The organism is Pseudoalteromonas sp. BSi20480 (assembly GCF_000241365.1).
Classification (GTDB): Bacteria; Pseudomonadota; Gammaproteobacteria; order Enterobacterales; family Alteromonadaceae; genus Pseudoalteromonas; species Pseudoalteromonas marina.
In genome coordinates, this window is the sequence record NZ_BADX01000057.1 from 27,584 (window position 1) to 46,363 (window position 18,780).

Below are 18,780 nucleotides of genomic sequence, written 5' to 3' on the forward strand. Positions count from 1 at the left end.
TCTATAGAATTAATAGTTAAAACCTATTAAATGACTGGTACATAAGTTTTGTTTGCTCTATACAGACATGGGGTCTAATTATTAAAATTCACCTCAATTTTTTAAGGTGGTTTGTTGCGTAAAATATGATCTCAAACAAGCTTAGAAGGTGTTATTAAATTTGTTAATTTATTTTTTGATTTAGGTCAAAAATCACTCTTTTTGAAAGCGCATAATAATGGCGTTGAATTAATTAGGAGAGTGAACATGTATGCAAAAACAGGCAAACAAAATAAAGCAGAGTTAATTGTGGTATGTATTGCGCTGGTGGCATTTGTGCTTGGTTTAGTAGCTCATCTAGCGGGTGCAAGTATCGCTAACTCAGACGTGTTTGGTTATATAGCTGCGCCAATTCCGTTGGTGCTCGGGGTTATTGTTATACTAAGTTATAAAATAGCTGAGGCAGCAGAAGATTAACTGCCTTCGCCTAAACACTTTAAAATATAATCGACCACTTCACGTGAGTAAATCATACTGGTATGGCTTAAGTGAAACACTTTGTGTTCTGCCATACCTTTTAGTTTAGTTTCATCAAGAAGAACCGTGCCGTCTGACTTGCTACCCTTTACAATAAGAGGCATTAAGCCGATTGGTAGGTCGCCAGCAATACTATAAAGCTTTGCTTTAAATGGCCAGTTACCATTTTGTGTGAGTAAAAACTCAACGCTATTTTTTAAAAAAGCTTCAAACCCTTTTTGTTTCATTTTTTGTGCAATGTGACTGCCTTGATGCGGAGTACCAAGCGTTACTACTTTTGTAACGAATTGGCTCGCGTCTGAGTTAGCTTCTAAGTAAGCTCTAGCTACTAACCCACCCATAGAGTGGCATACTAAGGCTGTGGGCTCATTACCAATAAACTCATCTATTTGTTTAAAAATAGCATCACGATTTGGGTCAAGAGTATTGTATGTAAGGTTTAACACGTTAACGCCTGAGCTCTCTAACCTAGAGCAAAGGGGGCGCATAACAAAGCCAGACATATACAAGCCATGTAAAACAATAACGTGTTTAACTTTCATATAACCCCTAAAGCAACTGCAATTACATTAATTGCTGTGGTTTTATCTCAATATTTGTATTATCAGTGTTAACCCATACCTCACCATCTTGAATGGTAACTGTAAGCTGTATGTTGCGATCAACTAGGTCTGCAAGTGCCTGTGTTGCTGCATAGTCTAAACTAAAAATACTTAAATTTTTAAATTCGTACAATTTTGGTTGGTGTTTTTGCCACCATATAGCCTGGTTGTTTTCACCGTAGGTATAAAGGATAACTTTTTTAGATTTATTGCAGGCTTTTTTAAGGCGCTTTTCGTCAGGTAAGCCTAGCTCAATCCAAAGCTCTATTTCTTCACTGTAATTTACGTGCCACAGCTCTGGCTCGTCATCAGCACTTAGCCCTTTGGTAAACTCTAAACCATCACAATAGTTAAGTGCAAACGCGAGCAGGCGAATCATTAACCGCTGGTCAGTTTCCGATGGATGCTGAGCCAGAGTTAAACTTGTATCTTGATAAACATGGCGATCCATATCGCTAAGCGATAATTGTGCCTTCATAATGGTTGATTTAAGAGCCATAACAACTAATCTAAAAATATTTTCGCCAGTATAGCGCAATTAAATGAATTGCCAGTTAAAATAGCGTCTAAATATACGTTAGGAGTTAAAAATGGCTATCCAGTGGTTCCCTGGGCGCTTGCATTAACTTCCATCAGCATACGCAGAAAGAGTTTTGCTCAATTTAAATCAGTGGGTTACCGTTATTTTGTTCCGCCACATTCCGCATGGTGATTACTAAATCCGAACCGCTCAGTACCCCAGCCAGTACCCCCAGTTATAAAATTGCTATATACTCATGTTATTAATTGAATATATGGGTTATGCGAAATATGCGTTTAACTGATCGCAAGATAAAATCAATAGTGGCTACAGGTAAAGAACAAAGCTTCTCAGATGGTAATTGTTTAGTATTGCGCGTTAGGGCGAATGGCACTAAATCTTGGCGGTTTAAATATACAGTTAATAAAAAAGTGACCAAAATTTCTTTAGGTGCTTATCCAGCTGTTACTCTTGCTGAAGCCAGAAGTGTGGCAGTAAACTATATGCAGCTTTTAGCTAAAGGTATTGATCCTAAAGAATACGAAAGTGCGAAAAAGCTTGAAGCAAGTAGAAAGCTAGCTAATACATTTTATGCTGCTGCAGAGCTTTGGTTTGAACGCAAACAGCCTACTGTGACGCCTCATCACGCAGCTAGGGAATGGCGAACGCTTGAGATGTATATTTTCCCCAAGTTGAAAGACACGCCTTTAGAAAGCATTACAGCGATTGATACCATTGAAATTCTCAGGCCACTTGAGACTGACGGAAAACATTCCACAATTAAGCGTATTTGCCAAAGCTTAAACCAGATCATGGATTACTCGGTCAATCATGGTTTTATCAATGCTAATCCACTAGCAAAAATTATAAAAGTATTTACTAAAAATACAGTAGAACACATGGCTACTATTAGGCCTGAAGAGCTACCTGATTTTTTAACGGCTGTGAATAACTCTCAAACCATTCAGAGCAAAACAAAGCTTTTAATTTTATGGCAACTGCACACTATGACTCGCTCAAAGGAAGCTGCAGGCACTAAGTGGGCTGACATAAATATTGAAGAGGCTGTCTGGATTATCCCTGCTGAAGAAATGAAGCGAAGAAGAGCCCATAGAGTACCTTTAACGCCTGATACTTTGGCAATACTTGAGCAAATGAAGCCATTAAGCGGCCACCATGAATATGTATTCCCGAGTGAGCGTAATGAAAAGAGCCATGCAAGCACCTATACGGTGAATGCAGCCATTAAACGTAGCTTGGGTTACAAAGATAAGCTGGTAGCCCATGGCTTGCGATCCGTTGCATCTACAGCGCTTCACGAGAAAGGTTATGACAGCCTTTTAGTCGAAGCCTGCTTAGCCCATGCAGATGAAAACGAAACAAGAGCGGCATACAACCGTTCTGACTATTTAGAGCAACGCAGGCCAATAATGTTGTGGTGGAGTGAGTTTATTGAGCAAGCACCTAAAGACAACTAAGTTTTTCTAGCTGTCTTTTAGCCGATGTTCTTTCTCAATTAATTGCTCAACTAGCTGACTGAGAGTTACTTTTCTAGTTTTGGCTAACTCGTCTAATTTTAACTTAATGTCTTTGTGCAGTACTAAGCTACATGCTTTTTTACCTTGACGTCCATCACGGAGCTTCTTTTGTTGCCATGCTTTATTAAAGTCGTTTGAAAAAAGCCTTTTAGCATCAGGTGCTACCCCCCAAGTATCATATACAGCATATATAGCTAAATATATTTCCGCAGTACTTGTAGGTGTAAACTGGTAAGTCATAGGTTTGGAACTACTATAACCATCGGTTTTTCTCATATATTCCCATGCCCAACGACATTGTTCGTCGTTATTTTTTTCTAACCAAGAAAAAGGTTTACGGCTACTAAAAATATGACCCCAAATACCTTTTAGGTGCGCTATTAAATCTAATTTCCATTTGCTAGGTTGCGAGATTCGGTCGAAGTATTTTACAACTTCATCAAACCTTTCCATGGTATCTGACGGATTGTTTTTTAAACTTAGTTGATTGTAATACAGGGCGTGTGTGTAGAGTTGTCCTGGTGGTACGAAAGTTGGATGATTTGGGGCCGAGTAATAGTAACATAAATAGATAGAAGCCCAGACAAAGTAACATGCACGCTCATCATCTTTAATCCAACTAAATTCATCTAAAGGCAATAAGCTCTGTTTAGCTTCATCAATTAGAAATAAAGCCATTTTGTCTTTTTCTTTTTGTTCTATCTCTCTTGATGCAATAAATTCGTTAATAACTCTTGCACCTTCTTCGGGACTTTCAAAGCTTGCATTAATTTGAGCGTTTTTGGATAGGAGTACCCGAAAACAGGATTCTATTATACGGTTGTCTTTTTCTTCCACTTGGCTCACACCATTGATTTTTTCCATGGTCAAATCACTATTACTAAGTAGTATTTAAAGTAGCGTTGATTGTATGTCATTTGGTGGGTTTGTAGTAGTTTTATAGTGGTTTTATAGTGGTTTTATAGTGGTTTTAAAGTTTGCTTAAGTAGTTTTAATGGCTTGTATTAATTGTTTTATATAGGTTATAGGTGGTTTTGGTTAAATTATAACTTCAGAGTAACTTTAAATTTGTAAAGCAGTTGCTTAGTAATGCGTTAATGAAGTTAATCTCCACAAACTGAGCTGGTTTTATTATCGCCAATTCTCGGTTTGGTAATATTTATTAGAGTTACTAGTAACGAAGCTATTATCACAACAAATACCAATTAAAAAACTACTGCTAAGACACCTGATATGAACCAATATTAATCAGGATAAAGAGAATGAATAATCCAACACAATACCCAGTAACCTCTAACCCTACCTACAAGCAATATCAAACACTCGGTAGTGATAACCAGCTTTTAGTTATTCCCTATTTAGATGCTATTGAGAAAGTAATGCATGCTGCATGTTCTGTGCATAAGAGAACGTTTGCAGTCAGAATTGACTTAAGGCTACCTAATTATTCAAATACAATTGATTTAGATAGCAATAAAGTTATTACACGATTTATTGCCTCCCTTGAGGCGAAGATTAAAGCAGATACAAAACGTAAAGCTCGTGATGGTAAAACCCCGCATCCATGCAATATTAGATATATTTGGACTAGAGAGAAAAACAAAGCTCACCAACAGCATTATCATTTTGTGCTGTTTTTCAATAAGGACCGGTACCACTGTACGGGTAAAATAAATATAGAAAGTGATAACTTGTTTACTCGAATAGCTAAGGCCTGGGCAAGTGCGTTGACCTTAATGTTGAATGAAACGATGGAATTAGTTCATTTGCCTGATAATGCACACTATTACCTTGACGTTAACAACCCTAATTTCGCTCAAAACTTCCACGCTCTTTATTGTCGAGTAAGTTACTTCGCCAAGCTTAAAACTAAACAATATGGGTCAGGGCAGCGGTGCTTTGGTTATAGTCAGCGGTGATACTCTAATTAAGACCTGTGCTTCTCATAACTCGTTAAAACCAGTTTTTGAGACTTTAAACTACTTAAATAAGCTTAAGCCCTTAGTATATGAGGGGTGGCAAGTTCCCATAATACCATTATGAGAACCTAAAAAATAAACGGTGTTATTGCACTATAAAAGAGTGCTCATATTGAGCACTCGTATTTAACTAATCAAACAAACTAGCAATGCCAGCAATTACTCCACCAGCTACCGCCAAAGGGATTGTAACAGGCGAAGAAGCGACACCTGCACCAATTACTATAGCACCAGATGTAAGCGCTCCAGCGGCTGCACCGGAGCCTATAGCCACAGCTGTTCTGCTTACGCTAGAGTCATTACTGCCAGTTATCTGTTTAGATAGCTCATTACCAACCAAGCCGCACGAAACGGCCTTATTTAAAGACATAGTGCCTTCCTTTTAGTTAAGTAAAACAAGCGCCAGAATGACGCTGTTAAGAGTTATAGCTCTAGTTCTTCAAAGTCTTTGTCTATTTCCTCCTGTGTTATGCCTATATAACGAAGTGTTGTTGCTTCGGAGCTATGGCGAAGCATTTTCATTACTCGGGCGATGTCGTGGGTTTTCTGATACAAGTGATAACCGCGTGTTTTACGCATTGAGTGAGTACCTAAATGAATATTTAGTTCTTCACCAACGAGCGCAAATGCTTTTGTAACCGCTCTACGTGATAGCGGTTTAGGTTTTGAATTGATCGCTTGTTGATTTCGATATGATTGAAATAAGTAGATGTGCTGTGGATGAGTAAGCTTAATTTCGTTGATTAAGGTAAGCGCCTTATCATTTAGCTTTATTTCAGCTAGTTTCGAGGTCTTTGACTCATAAATAATTAACCTATCGTTATTTATGTCAGTGAACTTCACTGCAAGTAAGTCAGATATTCTAAGCGCGAGGTTTAAGCCAATGTTCCATATTTGGCTCATTTGCCTTGAGCAACGCTTTTCTAGCAAATAACTAACAAGTCTTACTGTATCAAGATCTTTAACCGCTTGTACTTCAGCCATTACCAACTCCTTACTCAGTCGTAATTGTTACCTGATAACAACCAGTGTCGTAGTATTCAACAAAGTTTGAAATAAACAAAGCTAACAGCTCTTCACCTTCCCTAGTATTCAACCAACCTGCTAAAAAGTGATAAACCTGCTTAATACTAAAGCACACATCAATTTCTTTTATCAGTTCAGGGGTATGACGGCCCTGATACGAAAAGTCAGTAATATAAACAAGCTGCCAGCTGGTGGCCTGCTTTTCTAACCTAACCTCTACAGGGTGAAAGCCTCCAGCTTCAGGACTGTAATCTGGATCTCTAAAGTTTAGAGTAACCGCCTTTGTCCCACCTACAGAATCACCTCTCTCAATAACTGCACTTACAATCACATCAATAAAAGAGTCAGGCACTTTTAAGCCTGGTACTTGCTCTATTTGTAACGCCATATCTAACTCCTTTTAAATTAAGCCATGCTCAGCAAATGAATACGTGCTTTCGCCAATAATGATGTGATCAAGCACAGATACATCAATTAGATTAAGTGCCTGCTGTAATTTGGTAGTAATAAGCTTGTCTGCTTGAGAGGGCGTAGTAACGCCCGAAGGGTGGTTATGCGCCAATATAACGGATGCAGCATTAAGCTCCAGCACCTCTTTAACAACTTCCCTAGGGTAAACGCTGGCAGCGTTAATAGTGCCTCTAAATAGCTCTTTAAACTCCAGTATACGGTTCTGACTATCTAAAAACAGTACGGCAAATACTTCGTGTTCATGTATCGCGAGTTTATGTTTTAAGTACTCTTCGCAATCATTAGGGCTATTTAAAACGCCATCTCTAAACTGCTTTTGAGCGATTATGTATGCAGCTGCTTCAAGTATTTGCTCATCATTTACGGGGTGTTTAAATTCATATAACGACTGTTGACCTTGCATTGTAAATTCCTCTTAAGTGGTTCATGCAAGTTAGTGATGTATATGTGTAAGTTTTTGTTTGAAGAGCATAAAAAAATACTGACCCCGGAAAGGTTATGTACTAATAACCAACCGGAGAAACTCCATGCGTTTAATCAAATTAAAAGAAGTTATTCAAAAAACATCACTTGGCCATTCAAGTATTTATAAGTTTATTTCTGAAGGCACATTTCCAAAGCAAGTATCGCTTGGTGCTAAGTCGGTAGCTTGGTTAGAGTCTGAAGTTGATGATTGGATAATGGATAGATTAGGGGAAAGGGGGTAACTAAACTCACAACTGCTTTTTAACTTCTATACAAAAAATAACTCAAAGCTCGGGTTTAATACCCGAGCTTCTATGCCGCAGTAGCCAAAAGCTATAATAAAAGCGTTTTCAGCATTAAATTGACCATTCCGCAATTTTCTCATATGCTGATTTTGTTCACAATTAGAGAAAAATCAATGAGTGACGAAATACTAACAATCCAAGAGCTTGCAGAATACCTAAAGCTCAATGAAAAAACAGCTTATCGCTTAGCGGGTAAAGGTAAACTGCCAGGCTTTAAAGTCGGTGGTTCATGGCGTTTTAAACGTGAAGATATAGAGCAATGGATAGAGCAAAAAAAAACAAGGAAAGTGAATGAAGATAATAGATAATATAAATAATTTGCTTGGTGACGATCTAAAAGAAACAATTCAATCAGGCGACAAGCTTAGAATTGCCGCGTCTTGCTTTTCTATCTATGCCTATGAAGCTTTAAAAGATGAGTTAGCGAATATTGATGAACTAGAATTTATATTCACGTCACCAGCTTTTGTTCCTAGCTCTGTTACCGATAAAGTTCGAAAAGAGCGTCGTGAATTTTTTATTCCTCAAGATAAGAGTAATCAGACCGAGTCGAGCCTCTATGGGACAGAGTTTGAAATCCAACTGCGAAATAAATTAAACCAAAAAGCCATAGCTAAAGAATGTGCAAATTGGATACGAAAAAAAGCCACGTTCAAATCAAACATAACTGCTGCACCAATGCAGCAGTTTAGTGTCGTTGATGGAAGTAAGCCCTCGGCCTACATGCCTATAAATGGCTTTACTGCTGTTGATCTTGGTTATCAAAAAGGAAATGCGGTATCTAATTTTGTTCATAAAATTGATGACAACATAATGTCGAATCAATACGTTCAGCTTTTTGAGCAAATTTGGCAAGACACGGATAAAGTAAAAGAAGTAACAGATTCAATTACTGAGCATATCGAATCAATTTATCAAGAAAATGCCCCAGAACGAGTTTATTTCTTGATGCTATATAATCTTTTTCATGAGTTTTTAGATGACTTGAACGAGGATAACTTACCTAACGAGCGTGTAGGCCATTTAGATACGCTTGTTTGGAATAAACTATTTAACTATCAAAAAGATGCTTCAACTGGGCTTATCAATAAACTAGAGCAATATAACGGTTGTATCTTAGCTGACTCGGTCGGTTTAGGTAAAACTTTTACAGCCTTAGCTGTTATTAAATATTACGAGTTAAGGAACAAAGACGTCTTAGTATTATGCCCAAAAAAATTAGCAGATAACTGGCTTAATTATAATCGAAATTTAAATACTAACATCTTTGCAAAAGACAGATTTCACTATGATGTTTTGTGCCATACCGATATTGATAGAACTAGCGGGGAGTCTTTTGGAACACCTTTAAATAGAGTTAATTGGGGTAACTATGACTTAGTTGTCATTGATGAATCGCATAACTTTAGAAATGATAACCCTGTAAAAGACCGCGAAACACGTTATCAAAAGCTGATGCGAAAAGTCGTGCGAGATGGTAAAAAAACTAAAGTATTAATGTTATCGGCTACGCCCGTTAATAATAAATTTACGGATTTAAAAAACCAGTTAGCGCTAGCTTATGAAGGTAATCAAAAAGAGTTAACAGATAAGCTAAGAACAACCAAATCGATTGATACTATTTTTAAAAATGCTCAACGAGCATTTAATGAATGGGCAAAGCTAGAGCCAGAAGAAAGAACTCCATCTGCTATATTAAGTAGTCTTGAATTTGATTTTTTTGAATTATTAGATGCTGTAACCATTGCTCGCTCTCGTAAGCATATACAAACATTTTACGATACTACTGATATTGGTAAGTTTCCCACCAGAAGAAAACCATTATCGTTTCATTGCCCGTTGACTCATAAAGCTGACGTCATTTCATTGAACGAAATATTCACTCAGCTTAAATTACTTAAGTTATCTGTTTATGCACCGGTTAGTTACATCCTACCTAGTAGGCTAAAAAAGTATGAAGAGCAATACGATACAGAAGTAGATGGGGGTAAAGGTAAGTTACGTCAAGTAGATAGAGAGAAAAGCCTAGTTGCATTAATGACGACCAATTTACTTAAGCGTTTAGAAAGTTCAGTTGAAGCATTTAGGCTCACATTACAAAGTTTATATGACAATCACGCCAATACCTTAGCAGCTATTCAAGCCTTTTATGATAACGATGGTGTCACTGAAATTGATGACTTTGCAGGTGCCATGGCGGCAATTGATGCTGAGGATGATGAAATGTTGTCATTTCAAGAAATGGAAATTGGCAACAAGATCAAAATAAAACTAATGGATATGGACCTCCCATCTTGGCAACAAGACTTAAATGGCGATATAGAAATTATAGGTGCCTTATTAAATGAAATGAAAGCTATTACTCCAGAGTACGACGCTAAGCTTCAGCATCTAAAACAGCACGTGTTAGATAAAATAGAAAACCCAATAAACCCAAATAATAAAAAGATTATTATCTTTACAGCCTTTGCCGACACCGCTGAGTACTTATATAACAACTTAGCGGTTGAATTATTTCAAGCTAAGCAGCTTCATACAGCAAGAGTAACTGGGCAAGGTAACCCTAAAACTACGATAAAATCACGTAAAAAAGGCTACGACATTCAAGAATGCTTAACGCTCTTTTCACCGCGTTCAAAAGAAAAACATTTAGTATTACCTGAAGAGCCTGCAGAAATTGACCTGTTAATTGCTACCGACTGTATTTCAGAGGGTCAAAACCTGCAAGATTGTGATTACCTTATTAATTACGATATACATTGGAACCCAGTGCGAATTATACAGCGCTTTGGCCGTGTAGACCGTATCGGATCTCCGAATGAATCAATACAGTTAGCGAATTACTGGCCAGACATTTCTCTTGATGAATATATTAACCTCAAAGAGCGAGTAGAAAGCCGCATGACCATTGTTGACGTTACCGCAACGGGTGATGACAACGTACTCAGCGCTAAAGCCAACGATGTAAGTTACCGTAAAGATCAGCTTAAGCGCTTACAAGAAGAAGTCATTGAACTTGAAGATGTTAAAACAGGTATATCAATCACAGATCTTGGTTTAAATGAATTCAGAATGGATTTACTTAACTATTTCAAAGGGCTCAGTGTAAAAGAACAAGGTGAGCTTAATGCTATCCCTAACGGCATGCATGCCGTTATACCCAGTAACCAAGCATTAGGTTTAAAACCAGGTGTCATATTCACGCTCAGGAATGTAAATGACAGTGTCAATATCGATCAAAAGAATCGCTTACACCCTTATTACTTAGTTTATGTTAGTGATACCGGCGAAGTCATCGCCAATCATGCTGAAGTAAAAAGATTATTAGATTTAGTGCGTTCATCTTGCAAGGGAGTGAGTGAACCAGTGGCCGGGGTGTGCAACCTATTTAATGAACTTACTAACGACGGTAAAGAGATGAACAAGTATTCAGAACTGTTATCTGACACTATACGTTCAATAATTGAAGTTAAAGAAGAGCAAGACATCGACAGTTTATTCAGTGGTGGCGAAACAACGGCGCTTATCAACACTATACAAGGGCTTGATGATTTCGAGCTGATAAACTTCTTAGTTGTACAAGACCATACTCAAGCAAGCACTGTGAAAAAAGGCTGCACAGATGCCTAGCGCTATTTTCTATAAGTACCCTAAAACTACTGAGGTCAATCGCACATTACCTAAAAGTAAGCTTTATGAGCAAGGCAAGGTAAACTCGGCCATTAGAGAACTATTTGTCACTCAAGTAGAGCAAATTACCTGGGCAAATAAACTCTCTGTGCAAACTCTTAACATCGAAGCCCATGAGCAAATAAAAGAAATTCAAATATTTAGTATTGTGCTCAAAGGTGATGAGTTAAGTGATGAAGTATTACAAACAATAGACAAAGCTATATTGCACCCAATTATTTTTGAAGTAACAGATCACAACCAAAATATGAGAACAACCGCTTGTTTCAAGGAGGTTGGTATTAATGGTGGTGTTACATTATCAGAATATTACTGTTCACGTTGGCAGAAGCGCTTAAGTATTAGTAACAGCCAAGAACCAGATAACATAGACGATCGTCAACATTTACCATTAACGCTAAACATTAAAGCGCTTTACGAGCAATTATTAGCGTCATTGCTACCTTATCCGTTAAAAGAGCATGAAACATTTCCAGAACTCATAAAGCGAATAGACGCCATTAAGTTGCTTAACAAGCAGCAGCAACAAATAACTAAGAAACTCAGCAACGAGAAGCAATTTAAAAACAAAGTAAAAATTAATGCTGAGTTAAAACAAATTAAACAAGAGTTAAAGCAACTCACACTTTCTGTTTAGCAAGAATTAACGATTTAAAGAATTTACAAGGAATCACCATGGACAAGTTAAAAATGCATTCGCCTGACTTATCACAAAGCAACATCAGCAAAATCAAGGCGCTGTTTCCTAACTGCGTGACAGAAAGTAGTGATGATAGCGGTAATGTTAAGTTGGCCATAGATTTTGACCAGTTAAAACAAGAGTTGTCCGATTCAATTGTTGAAGGGCCACAAGAGCGTTATCACCTTAATTGGCCTGGTAAACGCAAGTCGTTATTAAAAGCAAACTCCAAAATTAATAAAACATTAAGACCAATTGAAAATGAGAGCGTAAATTTTGACTGTACTGAAAACCTTTTCATCGAAGGAAATAACCTATCTGCACTGAAGTTAATCGAAGAGTCATACCTTGGTCAGGTTAAGCTGATTTACATTGATCCTCCATATAACACTGGTGGTGATTTACTTTATAATGATGATTTCTCCATATCTACAGATGTGTTTTTGAAAAATGACTTACAAGTTGACGAAGAAGGTAATAGATTAACAAGTAACCTTCAGGGGAACGGAAGGTTTCATACAAAGTGGTTAAATATGATTTACCCACGCTTGATAAAGGCTAAAAATATTCTTTCAAATGATGGCCTTTTAGCCATTTCGATTGATGATAATGAACTTTCTAATTTGCTATCAGTAGTAGATGAGCTCTTTGGTTGGGAAAATAGAAAAATCATTTGCGTTAAGATGAGTGAGTCCAGTGGACTTAAAATGGGCAGCGTTATAAAAACAGGCTCAATTGCTAAACTGAAAGAGTATGTAGTTATTTGCTCCAAAAAACCAATTAGGGATCTTAGGTTAGAAAACATTCCAAAAGATAAATGGGATACTGAGTACAACATATATCTTGAAGGGTTAACGAAAGAAGACCGTCAGGAAATTAGAGATGAGTCAGATAAAGAAGCTGAAGCAGATATTACGAAATTAGATAAAATTGCCGAACGATTAGAATTTAAGTCTGTCGCCGAGAAAATAAAAGAATTAGAAATACCCAAAGACAAAAAAGAAAGCTGGCTTTTTGAAAACTCATGGCGAATTTGTCAATGCGCCACTTCGTCTACAGTTTTAAAGCTCGCCAATGAAAAGAGAGTTAGAACTAATCAAGTAAACTTCTTTGTTACCTCTTCTACAGGCAAAATTTATTTTGTTCGAGGTTCATACTCAGAAGACTCCTCCAAACCTAGATTACAAATGCTTTTTGCTGATGACAATCTTACAATTCATCCAGGGGACTTTTGGTATGATATTAAGACCACTGGATTAGATGCTGAAGGAGGCGTGTCTTTTAAAAATGGAAAAAAACCTCTAAAACTTTTGAAAAGAATAATCAAGATGGCAACCAATAACGAAGATATTATTTTAGATTTCTTTGCCGGTTCGGGCAGCACCGCTCATGCAGTTTGGGAGTCAAATATCGATGATGGTAGTAATAGAAAATTCATTCTTGTTCAATATCCAGAACCTTTTAATACGAAAAACAAAGATCATAAAGAATCTATAGCGTTTTGTAATAAAAATCTCCTGCCTGCGAATGTAGCCGAGTTATCAAAGCAGAGGCTAAGAATCAACATAGAAAAGCTAAATACAGCTGCCAATACTGATTTAGGTTTTAGGGTACTCAAAATCGATAGTACAAACATGACTGATATTTTTTACCGACCAGATCAAGTTAACCAAGAAGATATGTTTGCTCAAGTTGAAAACATTAAAGAAGATCGCACTGACGAGGACTTATTATTTCAAGTGTTATTAGACTGGGGCGTTGGATTAACGCTACCTATTTCAAAACAGCAACTTTCGTCAAAAGATGTGTTTTTTGTTAATGCCGATGAAGATGGCGAAGGTGCTGATTTAATCGCTTGTTTTGGTAAGGACATCTCAAATGAACTTATCAAAGCTCTTGCAGAAAAGCTGCCACTGCGCGTGGTCTTTAGAGATGATGGTTTTGCTAATGATTCAGTAAAAATTAACGTTGAGCAGATATTTAAACAAATATCACCAATGACCGATGTTAAATCAATTTAAGGTGGCTTTTATGGGAGGAGAAAAATGAGTAGCTCATTGGACAAAGTAACCATTAAGGGTTTTAAATCGATAGAGTCACTTGAAGAATTCGAGCTTAAAGCGCTGAATATTATTGTTGGTGCTAACGGTGCCGGCAAAAGTAATTTTATCGCTTTTTTTAAATTATTAAACGCCTTGATCGATGGTAATTTAAATCGTTTTATCCGTGATAGTGGCGGTGCGGTTGATCAATTATTTGGTGGCCCGAAGAAGACTAAAAAAATTGAGTTTTCAACCCGTTTTGGTACGCGTGGTTTTCGCTTTAATTTAGTTGCAACACCCAGTAATGATGTAGCTATAGAAGATGAAGCACGTTATTACAGCGGTAGCAAAAGTGGTTGGTGGAATTTAGGAGATAGTTCAGTAGGTGAATCTAAAATGGTAGCAGAGGTTAAAAATAATACCTCTGACGCACAGTATTCTCGACCTGTTTATGATGCGATTACCTCTTGGAAGATATATCACCTTCATGACACCAGTGCTTCAGCGCCTATGCGTGGTTACGAAATTGTTCAAGACAATAAAGTACTACGTTGGGATGCCTCAAATATTGGCGCTTTTTTATTGAAATTGAGGGATGATCATAAAAGTGAATATCAAGAAATTGTTAATGCGATCAAATTAGTTACACCATTTTTTGACGATTTCCAATTGGAACCTCGTAAAAGAGGTGAAAAAGAAGAAGTTAATTTGAGCTGGACTCAAAAAGGCTCTGACTACCCAATGCAGCCCTATCACTTATCAGATGGCTCTATTCGTTTTATTTGTTTAGCCACAGCATTGCTACAGCCGAACCCGCCCTCGACCATTATTATTGATGAGCCAGAGCTCGGTTTACATCCTGCGGCGATTGCTATTTTAGCTGAGCTCATTAAAGCAGCGTCTGAACGCACTCAAGTAGTTATAGCAACTCAGTCACCAGAATTAATTAATTACTTTTCTATTGAAGATATCATTGTTGCTAACAGAAAAGACAGTGCAACAACATTCACCCGATTAGATGAAAAGGATTATGAAGACTGGCTTGAAGATTATTCTGTTGGTGAACTTTGGAATAAAAATATTATTGCAGGGGGGCCTGTGAATGAGTGATTACATGGAAGTTGTCGCAATAGTTGAAGGTAGAACAGAGCAAATATTTATTGAGCGTATTCTCAAACCCTATTTAGCAGCAAAAAACATTTTTATGACGGCGACGCAAATATCAAAGCCAGGTCAAAAAGGTGGCGATGTGAAATTTAGCCGTGCTGAAAGAGACATTGGCCGCTTTTTAAAGCAAAGAGCTGATATCTACGTAACACAGTTTTTTGATTACTATGGCCTAAAAGAGTGGCCTAATTTAGAGACTATTACTAATCAAAACCATATAGAAATAGCAGCGCTGTTAAATGATGGCGCAGTAGAAAAGATAAAACAAAATCATACCAATATCGATATTGATAAAAGATTTATTCCTTATATGGCGATGCATGAGTTTGAAACCTTATTGTTCAGTGATGAAGCTATTTTAGCGAATGCGCTTAAGGTAAATGTTGAAGATGTTAATGCCATTGTTGAAGCATGCGGTGAGCCAGAGAAAATTAATAATAGCCGAGAAACAGCTCCATCAAAACGTTTAAATAACTTAAAGCCTAATGGTAAATTCAAAAAAACAACCGAAGGTATCACCATTGCCGAACAAATAGGCATAGATAAAATGCGTGCCCGTTGCCCACTTTTTAATGAATGGTTGAACAAAATAGAAGCTATGATGGAAGCTGTGGCAGGAGACGAAAATGAAGCTTAATTTCAAACCCCTTGAATATCAGCAAAAGTCAGTACAATCGGTCATTGACTGCTTCAATGGTCAACCTAACTCTAAAGGCATTCAATATCGCATTGATCCTGGTGTAGTTAAAAAAGGCCGCACTCAAAGTGTGAACTTTGATGAGGAGGGTTTTAAAAACGCGGCAATTCAGTTGTCGGAAGACCAATTATTAGAAAATATTCATGACGTACAAAAAGCACAGAACTTGCCGTTGTCTAATGGGTTAAAATATTTTACCGATGATAAAGGGGCAAAGTTAAAAGGCGCTTACAAACCTGGTGCAGACATTAATTTAGATATCGAAATGGAAACAGGAACAGGTAAAACCTACTGTTACATCAAAACTATTTTTGAGCTAAATAAACAATATGGCTGGTCAAAATTTATTATCACTGTACCTACTATTGCAATACGCGAAGGTGCGCATAAATCACTAGAAGTAACGGCTGAGCACTTTAACCAAATTTACCATAAGAAGATTCGGTTTTTCACTTACAACTCTAAAGATTTACACAAGATAGAAAGCTTTTCGTCTGACTCTGGCATTAACGTGATGATCATTAACATTCAAGCGTTTAATGCCACTGGCGCTGATAACCGTCGTATTTATGAAGAGTTAGATGATTTTCAAAGCCGTAGGCCAATAGATGTTATCAGCGCTAACAGACCGATATTAATTTTGGATGAACCACAAAAAATGGAAGGTAAGGCCACACAAGAGTCTTTGCCGCGTTTTAATCCATTATTTATCCTTCGCTATTCAGCGACTCATAAAACAGTTCATAACAAGATTCACCGCCTTGACGCATTAGATGCCTATAATCAAAAGTTGGTAAAGCGTATATCTGTGCGTGGCATTAAAACCAATGGTTTAGCTGGCACAAATGCTTACCTTTACCTTGAACAAATAGAAATATCTAAGAAAGCCCCAGTAGCGCGTTTAGAGATTGAGCAAAAATTAAAATCTGGCAACATTGTGCGCAATATCATCAAAGTACATAAAGGTGATCGCCTTATTGATTTATCTAATGGCCTTGCCGAATATGATGGTTTTGTCGTTTCTGACATAAATCCGGTTACGGATACCATTGATTTTTTAAATGGTAAAAGTATTCAGGTTGGTGTCGCGTCAAATGATATTACTGAAGAGGCTATGCGCCGGATTCAAATACGAGACACTATTAAAACGCATTTAGATAAAGAGCGCCGGTTATTTGCAAAAGGTATTAAGGTGTTATCACTATTTTTTATCGACTCAGTCGTTAAATATCGTGACTACAGCCAGGAAGATGAAAAAGGTGAATACGCTAGAGCGTTTGAAGAAGAATATGAAATTCTAAAATTAGAATTTTTATCTGAGTTACCTGAAACTGACCCATATAAAAAATACCTCGCTAACATTAGTAGTAACAATACTCATGAAGGCTACTTCGCGATTGATAAAAACCGAAAGCAAGTAGACCCCAAAGTTAAAACTCGTGGTGAAGAGCGAGGTTTAGCGAATGATGAAGGGGCGACTGCCGCTTACGATCTTATTCTGAAAAATAAAGAACAACTATTAAGTTTTAGTGAACCTAAGCGTTTTATCTTCTCTCATTCAGCATTGCGTGAAGGTTGGGATAATCCGAATGTTTTTGTGATATGTATGCTTAAACATGCAGACTATGACAATGTGGTATCCCGCCGCCAAGAAGTCGGCCGTGGTTTACGTATTGCGGTTAATCAGAATGGTGAAAGACAAGATCACCCTGCAACGGTTCATGAAACCAATATCTTAACTGTGGTGGCCAACGAAAGTTTTGGTGACTTTGTAAAAGGTTTACAAAGCGATATTGCCGAATCGCTATCAGCTCGACCTAAGAAAGCAGACAAATCTTATTTCGTTAATAAGATTATTAAAACTGACGATGGTGATCTAGTAATTAATGACGAAATGGCAAAAGCTATTGAACGTTACTTAATTAAGAATGATTACACTGACGATAATGATGAAATTACTGATCTTTACCATAAAGAATTAAAAGCCGGTGAGCTTGGTAAACTCCCCGAGTCATTAGCGCCTTTCACTGACCAGGTTATCGAGTTAATTAACGGTGTATTTAGCCAAGCACAGATGCCTGAAATTACTGATGATCGTAAACCTAAATCGAATGTATTAAATGCTAATTTCGATAAAAAATCGTTCCAAAAACTTTGGAGTAAAATAAATCGTAAAGCAGTATATCAAGTTAATTTTGATTCAAGTGAATTAGTTAAAAATTCAGTAGATGCAATTAACCAAAATTTATTCGTGACGCCTTTGCAATACACTATCGAGGTGGGCGATCAAAAAGAACAACTTTCAGAAAATGAACTAAAACAAGGGAGCAGCTTTGAAGTTCGTGAGACTGATCGACAATTGCACAAAACAACTGTGCAATCTTCAGTGCCTTATGACTTATTAGGTGAAATTTCTGAAGATACTAAGTTAACTCGGAAAACTATTTGTGAAATTTTACAGGCTATTTCACCTGAAAAATTTGGCTTATTTAAAGTTAACCCTGAACAATTTATTAGTGAAGTAACACGTTTAATTAATGAAGAAAAAGCAACGGCTACCATTCAGCATTTGTCTTATGACTTAATTGATGAGACTTACGACAGCGATATATTTACCCAGAATCAGGTGATAAATGATTTTAGTAAAGTCGTCGATAACCTTAAAAAACACGTTTATGATTTTGCATCTACAGATTCGAAAGTTGAACGAAAATTCATTGAAGAAATGGACACCAGCAACGAAATTGAAGTTTATGCCAAACTACCAAGAGGTTTTACTATACCTACGCCACTTGGCACAGAAGGATACAACCCTGACTGGGCAATAGCGTTTAAAGATGGTGCTGTTAAACATGTGCTGTTTATTGCTGAAACCAAAGGCTCAATGTCTACTATGCAACTTAAAAAAATTGAAGAAGCTAAAATTGAATGTGCGAAAAAGTTCTTTCAGCGTTTAGAGCTAGAAGTAGATTCAGACGATGAAGCTGAAAAAGTTAAATTCAATATGGTTGCTAGTTATGATGATTTGTTGAAAGTAACTGGGCAGAATTAAAGTCGCGTGGTGTTAACAATAGTTATTGCAC

At 37.2% G+C, this 18,780-nt stretch carries 18 protein-coding genes; 11 read left to right on the plus strand and 7 right to left on the minus strand.

Annotated elements, in window-relative coordinates; translation table 11 throughout:
• The first annotated feature begins 246 nt into the window (after positions 1-246).
• Positions 247-456: a hypothetical protein gene (locus P20480_RS12385; RefSeq protein WP_008128335.1), complete on the plus strand. Its 210-nt coding sequence runs from the start codon at positions 247-249 to the stop codon at positions 454-456.
• On the opposite strand, the gene P20480_RS12380 is transcribed toward P20480_RS12385, so the two are convergent.
• Both P20480_RS12380 and P20480_RS12375 read right to left on the minus strand, forming a co-directional pair.
• On the minus strand, positions 453-1,058 hold the full coding sequence (locus tag P20480_RS12380; RefSeq protein ID WP_008128336.1) for a PGAP1-like alpha/beta domain-containing protein: 606 nt from the start codon (positions 1,056-1,058) through the stop codon (positions 453-455). The two genes, P20480_RS12385 and P20480_RS12380, sit on opposite strands and share 4 nt — an antisense overlap.
• 22 nt (positions 1,059-1,080) lie before the next feature.
• On the minus strand, positions 1,081-1,617 hold the full coding sequence (locus P20480_RS12375; protein WP_033025232.1) for a YaeQ family protein: 537 nt from the start codon (positions 1,615-1,617) through the stop codon (positions 1,081-1,083).
• Between the two features lie 311 nt (positions 1,618-1,928).
• Between P20480_RS12375 and P20480_RS12370 the strand changes: the two genes are divergently transcribed.
• Entirely contained in the window at positions 1,929-3,116 is a 1,188-nt protein-coding gene (locus tag P20480_RS12370) for a tyrosine-type recombinase/integrase (protein WP_008128339.1), read from the plus strand.
• Between the two features lie 6 nt (positions 3,117-3,122).
• Here the strand turns inward: P20480_RS12370 and P20480_RS18975 are convergent, their stop codons facing one another.
• Positions 3,123-4,040: a hypothetical protein gene (locus P20480_RS18975; protein WP_008128341.1), complete on the minus strand. Its 918-nt coding sequence runs from the start codon at positions 4,038-4,040 to the stop codon at positions 3,123-3,125.
• 398 nt (positions 4,041-4,438) lie between these two features.
• Between P20480_RS18975 and P20480_RS12365 the strand changes: the two genes are divergently transcribed.
• Positions 4,439-5,095, plus strand: coding sequence for an inovirus Gp2 family protein (locus P20480_RS12365; protein WP_008128343.1), 657 nt, complete (start codon positions 4,439-4,441; stop codon positions 5,093-5,095).
• Between the two features lie 190 nt (positions 5,096-5,285).
• Here the strand turns inward: P20480_RS12365 and P20480_RS12360 are convergent, their stop codons facing one another.
• Genes P20480_RS12360 through radC form a run of 4 tightly spaced genes read right to left on the minus strand, consistent with a single transcriptional unit; the run spans position 5,286 to position 7,055 of the window.
• Positions 5,286-5,525 (minus strand): hypothetical protein, encoded by a 240-nt coding sequence (locus P20480_RS12360; RefSeq protein ID WP_008128344.1) that lies wholly within the window; start codon positions 5,523-5,525, stop codon positions 5,286-5,288.
• A gap of 53 nt (positions 5,526-5,578) precedes the next feature.
• Positions 5,579-6,139 carry a tyrosine-type recombinase/integrase gene (locus P20480_RS12355; protein ID WP_008128345.1) on the minus strand — a complete coding sequence of 187 codons (561 nt, stop codon included), beginning with the start codon at positions 6,137-6,139 and terminating at the stop codon, positions 5,579-5,581.
• A gap of 10 nt (positions 6,140-6,149) precedes the next feature.
• The gene (locus P20480_RS12350; protein ID WP_008128346.1) at positions 6,150-6,569 is read right to left on the minus strand and encodes a DUF2787 domain-containing protein; all 420 of its coding nucleotides are present in this window, start codon (positions 6,567-6,569) and stop codon (positions 6,150-6,152) included.
• 12 nt (positions 6,570-6,581) lie between these two features.
• The gene (radC, locus tag P20480_RS12345) at positions 6,582-7,055 is read right to left on the minus strand and encodes a RadC family protein (RefSeq protein WP_008128347.1); all 474 of its coding nucleotides are present in this window, start codon (positions 7,053-7,055) and stop codon (positions 6,582-6,584) included.
• Positions 7,056-7,179: 124 nt separating this feature from the next.
• On the opposite strand from radC, the gene P20480_RS12340 reads away from it, so the two are divergent.
• From P20480_RS12340 to P20480_RS12305, 8 genes are all read left to right on the plus strand, one after another.
• Positions 7,180-7,359 (plus strand): AlpA family transcriptional regulator, encoded by a 180-nt coding sequence (locus tag P20480_RS12340; protein WP_008128348.1) that lies wholly within the window; start codon positions 7,180-7,182, stop codon positions 7,357-7,359.
• Positions 7,360-7,535: 176 nt separating this feature from the next.
• Positions 7,536-7,730 (plus strand): methylation-associated defense system helix-turn-helix domain-containing protein MAD1, encoded by a 195-nt coding sequence (mads1, locus tag P20480_RS12335; RefSeq protein ID WP_008128349.1) that lies wholly within the window; start codon positions 7,536-7,538, stop codon positions 7,728-7,730.
• Entirely contained in the window at positions 7,714-11,052 is a 3,339-nt protein-coding gene (locus P20480_RS12330; RefSeq protein ID WP_008128350.1) for a helicase-related protein, read from the plus strand. Before mads1 ends, P20480_RS12330 begins: the two co-directional genes overlap by 17 nt.
• Positions 11,045-11,749 carry a DUF4391 domain-containing protein gene (locus P20480_RS12325; protein ID WP_008128351.1) on the plus strand — a complete coding sequence of 235 codons (705 nt, stop codon included), beginning with the start codon at positions 11,045-11,047 and terminating at the stop codon, positions 11,747-11,749. The genes P20480_RS12330 and P20480_RS12325 overlap by 8 nt, the downstream gene beginning before the upstream one ends.
• Positions 11,750-11,787: 38 nt before the next feature.
• A complete protein-coding gene (locus P20480_RS12320; protein ID WP_008128352.1) occupies positions 11,788-13,812 on the plus strand; it encodes a site-specific DNA-methyltransferase in 2,025 nt (674 codons plus the stop codon).
• 24 nt (positions 13,813-13,836) lie between these two features.
• Positions 13,837-14,943 carry an AAA family ATPase gene (locus P20480_RS12315; protein WP_008128353.1) on the plus strand — a complete coding sequence of 369 codons (1,107 nt, stop codon included), beginning with the start codon at positions 13,837-13,839 and terminating at the stop codon, positions 14,941-14,943.
• Complete coding sequence (locus P20480_RS12310; protein ID WP_033025231.1) at positions 14,936-15,637, plus strand: DUF4276 family protein; 702 nt, start codon at positions 14,936-14,938, stop codon at positions 15,635-15,637. The genes P20480_RS12315 and P20480_RS12310 overlap by 8 nt, the downstream gene beginning before the upstream one ends.
• On the plus strand, positions 15,627-18,749 hold the full coding sequence (locus P20480_RS12305; protein WP_008128355.1) for a type III restriction-modification system endonuclease: 3,123 nt from the start codon (positions 15,627-15,629) through the stop codon (positions 18,747-18,749). Before P20480_RS12310 ends, P20480_RS12305 begins: the two co-directional genes overlap by 11 nt.
• Positions 18,750-18,780 lie beyond the last annotated feature (31 nt).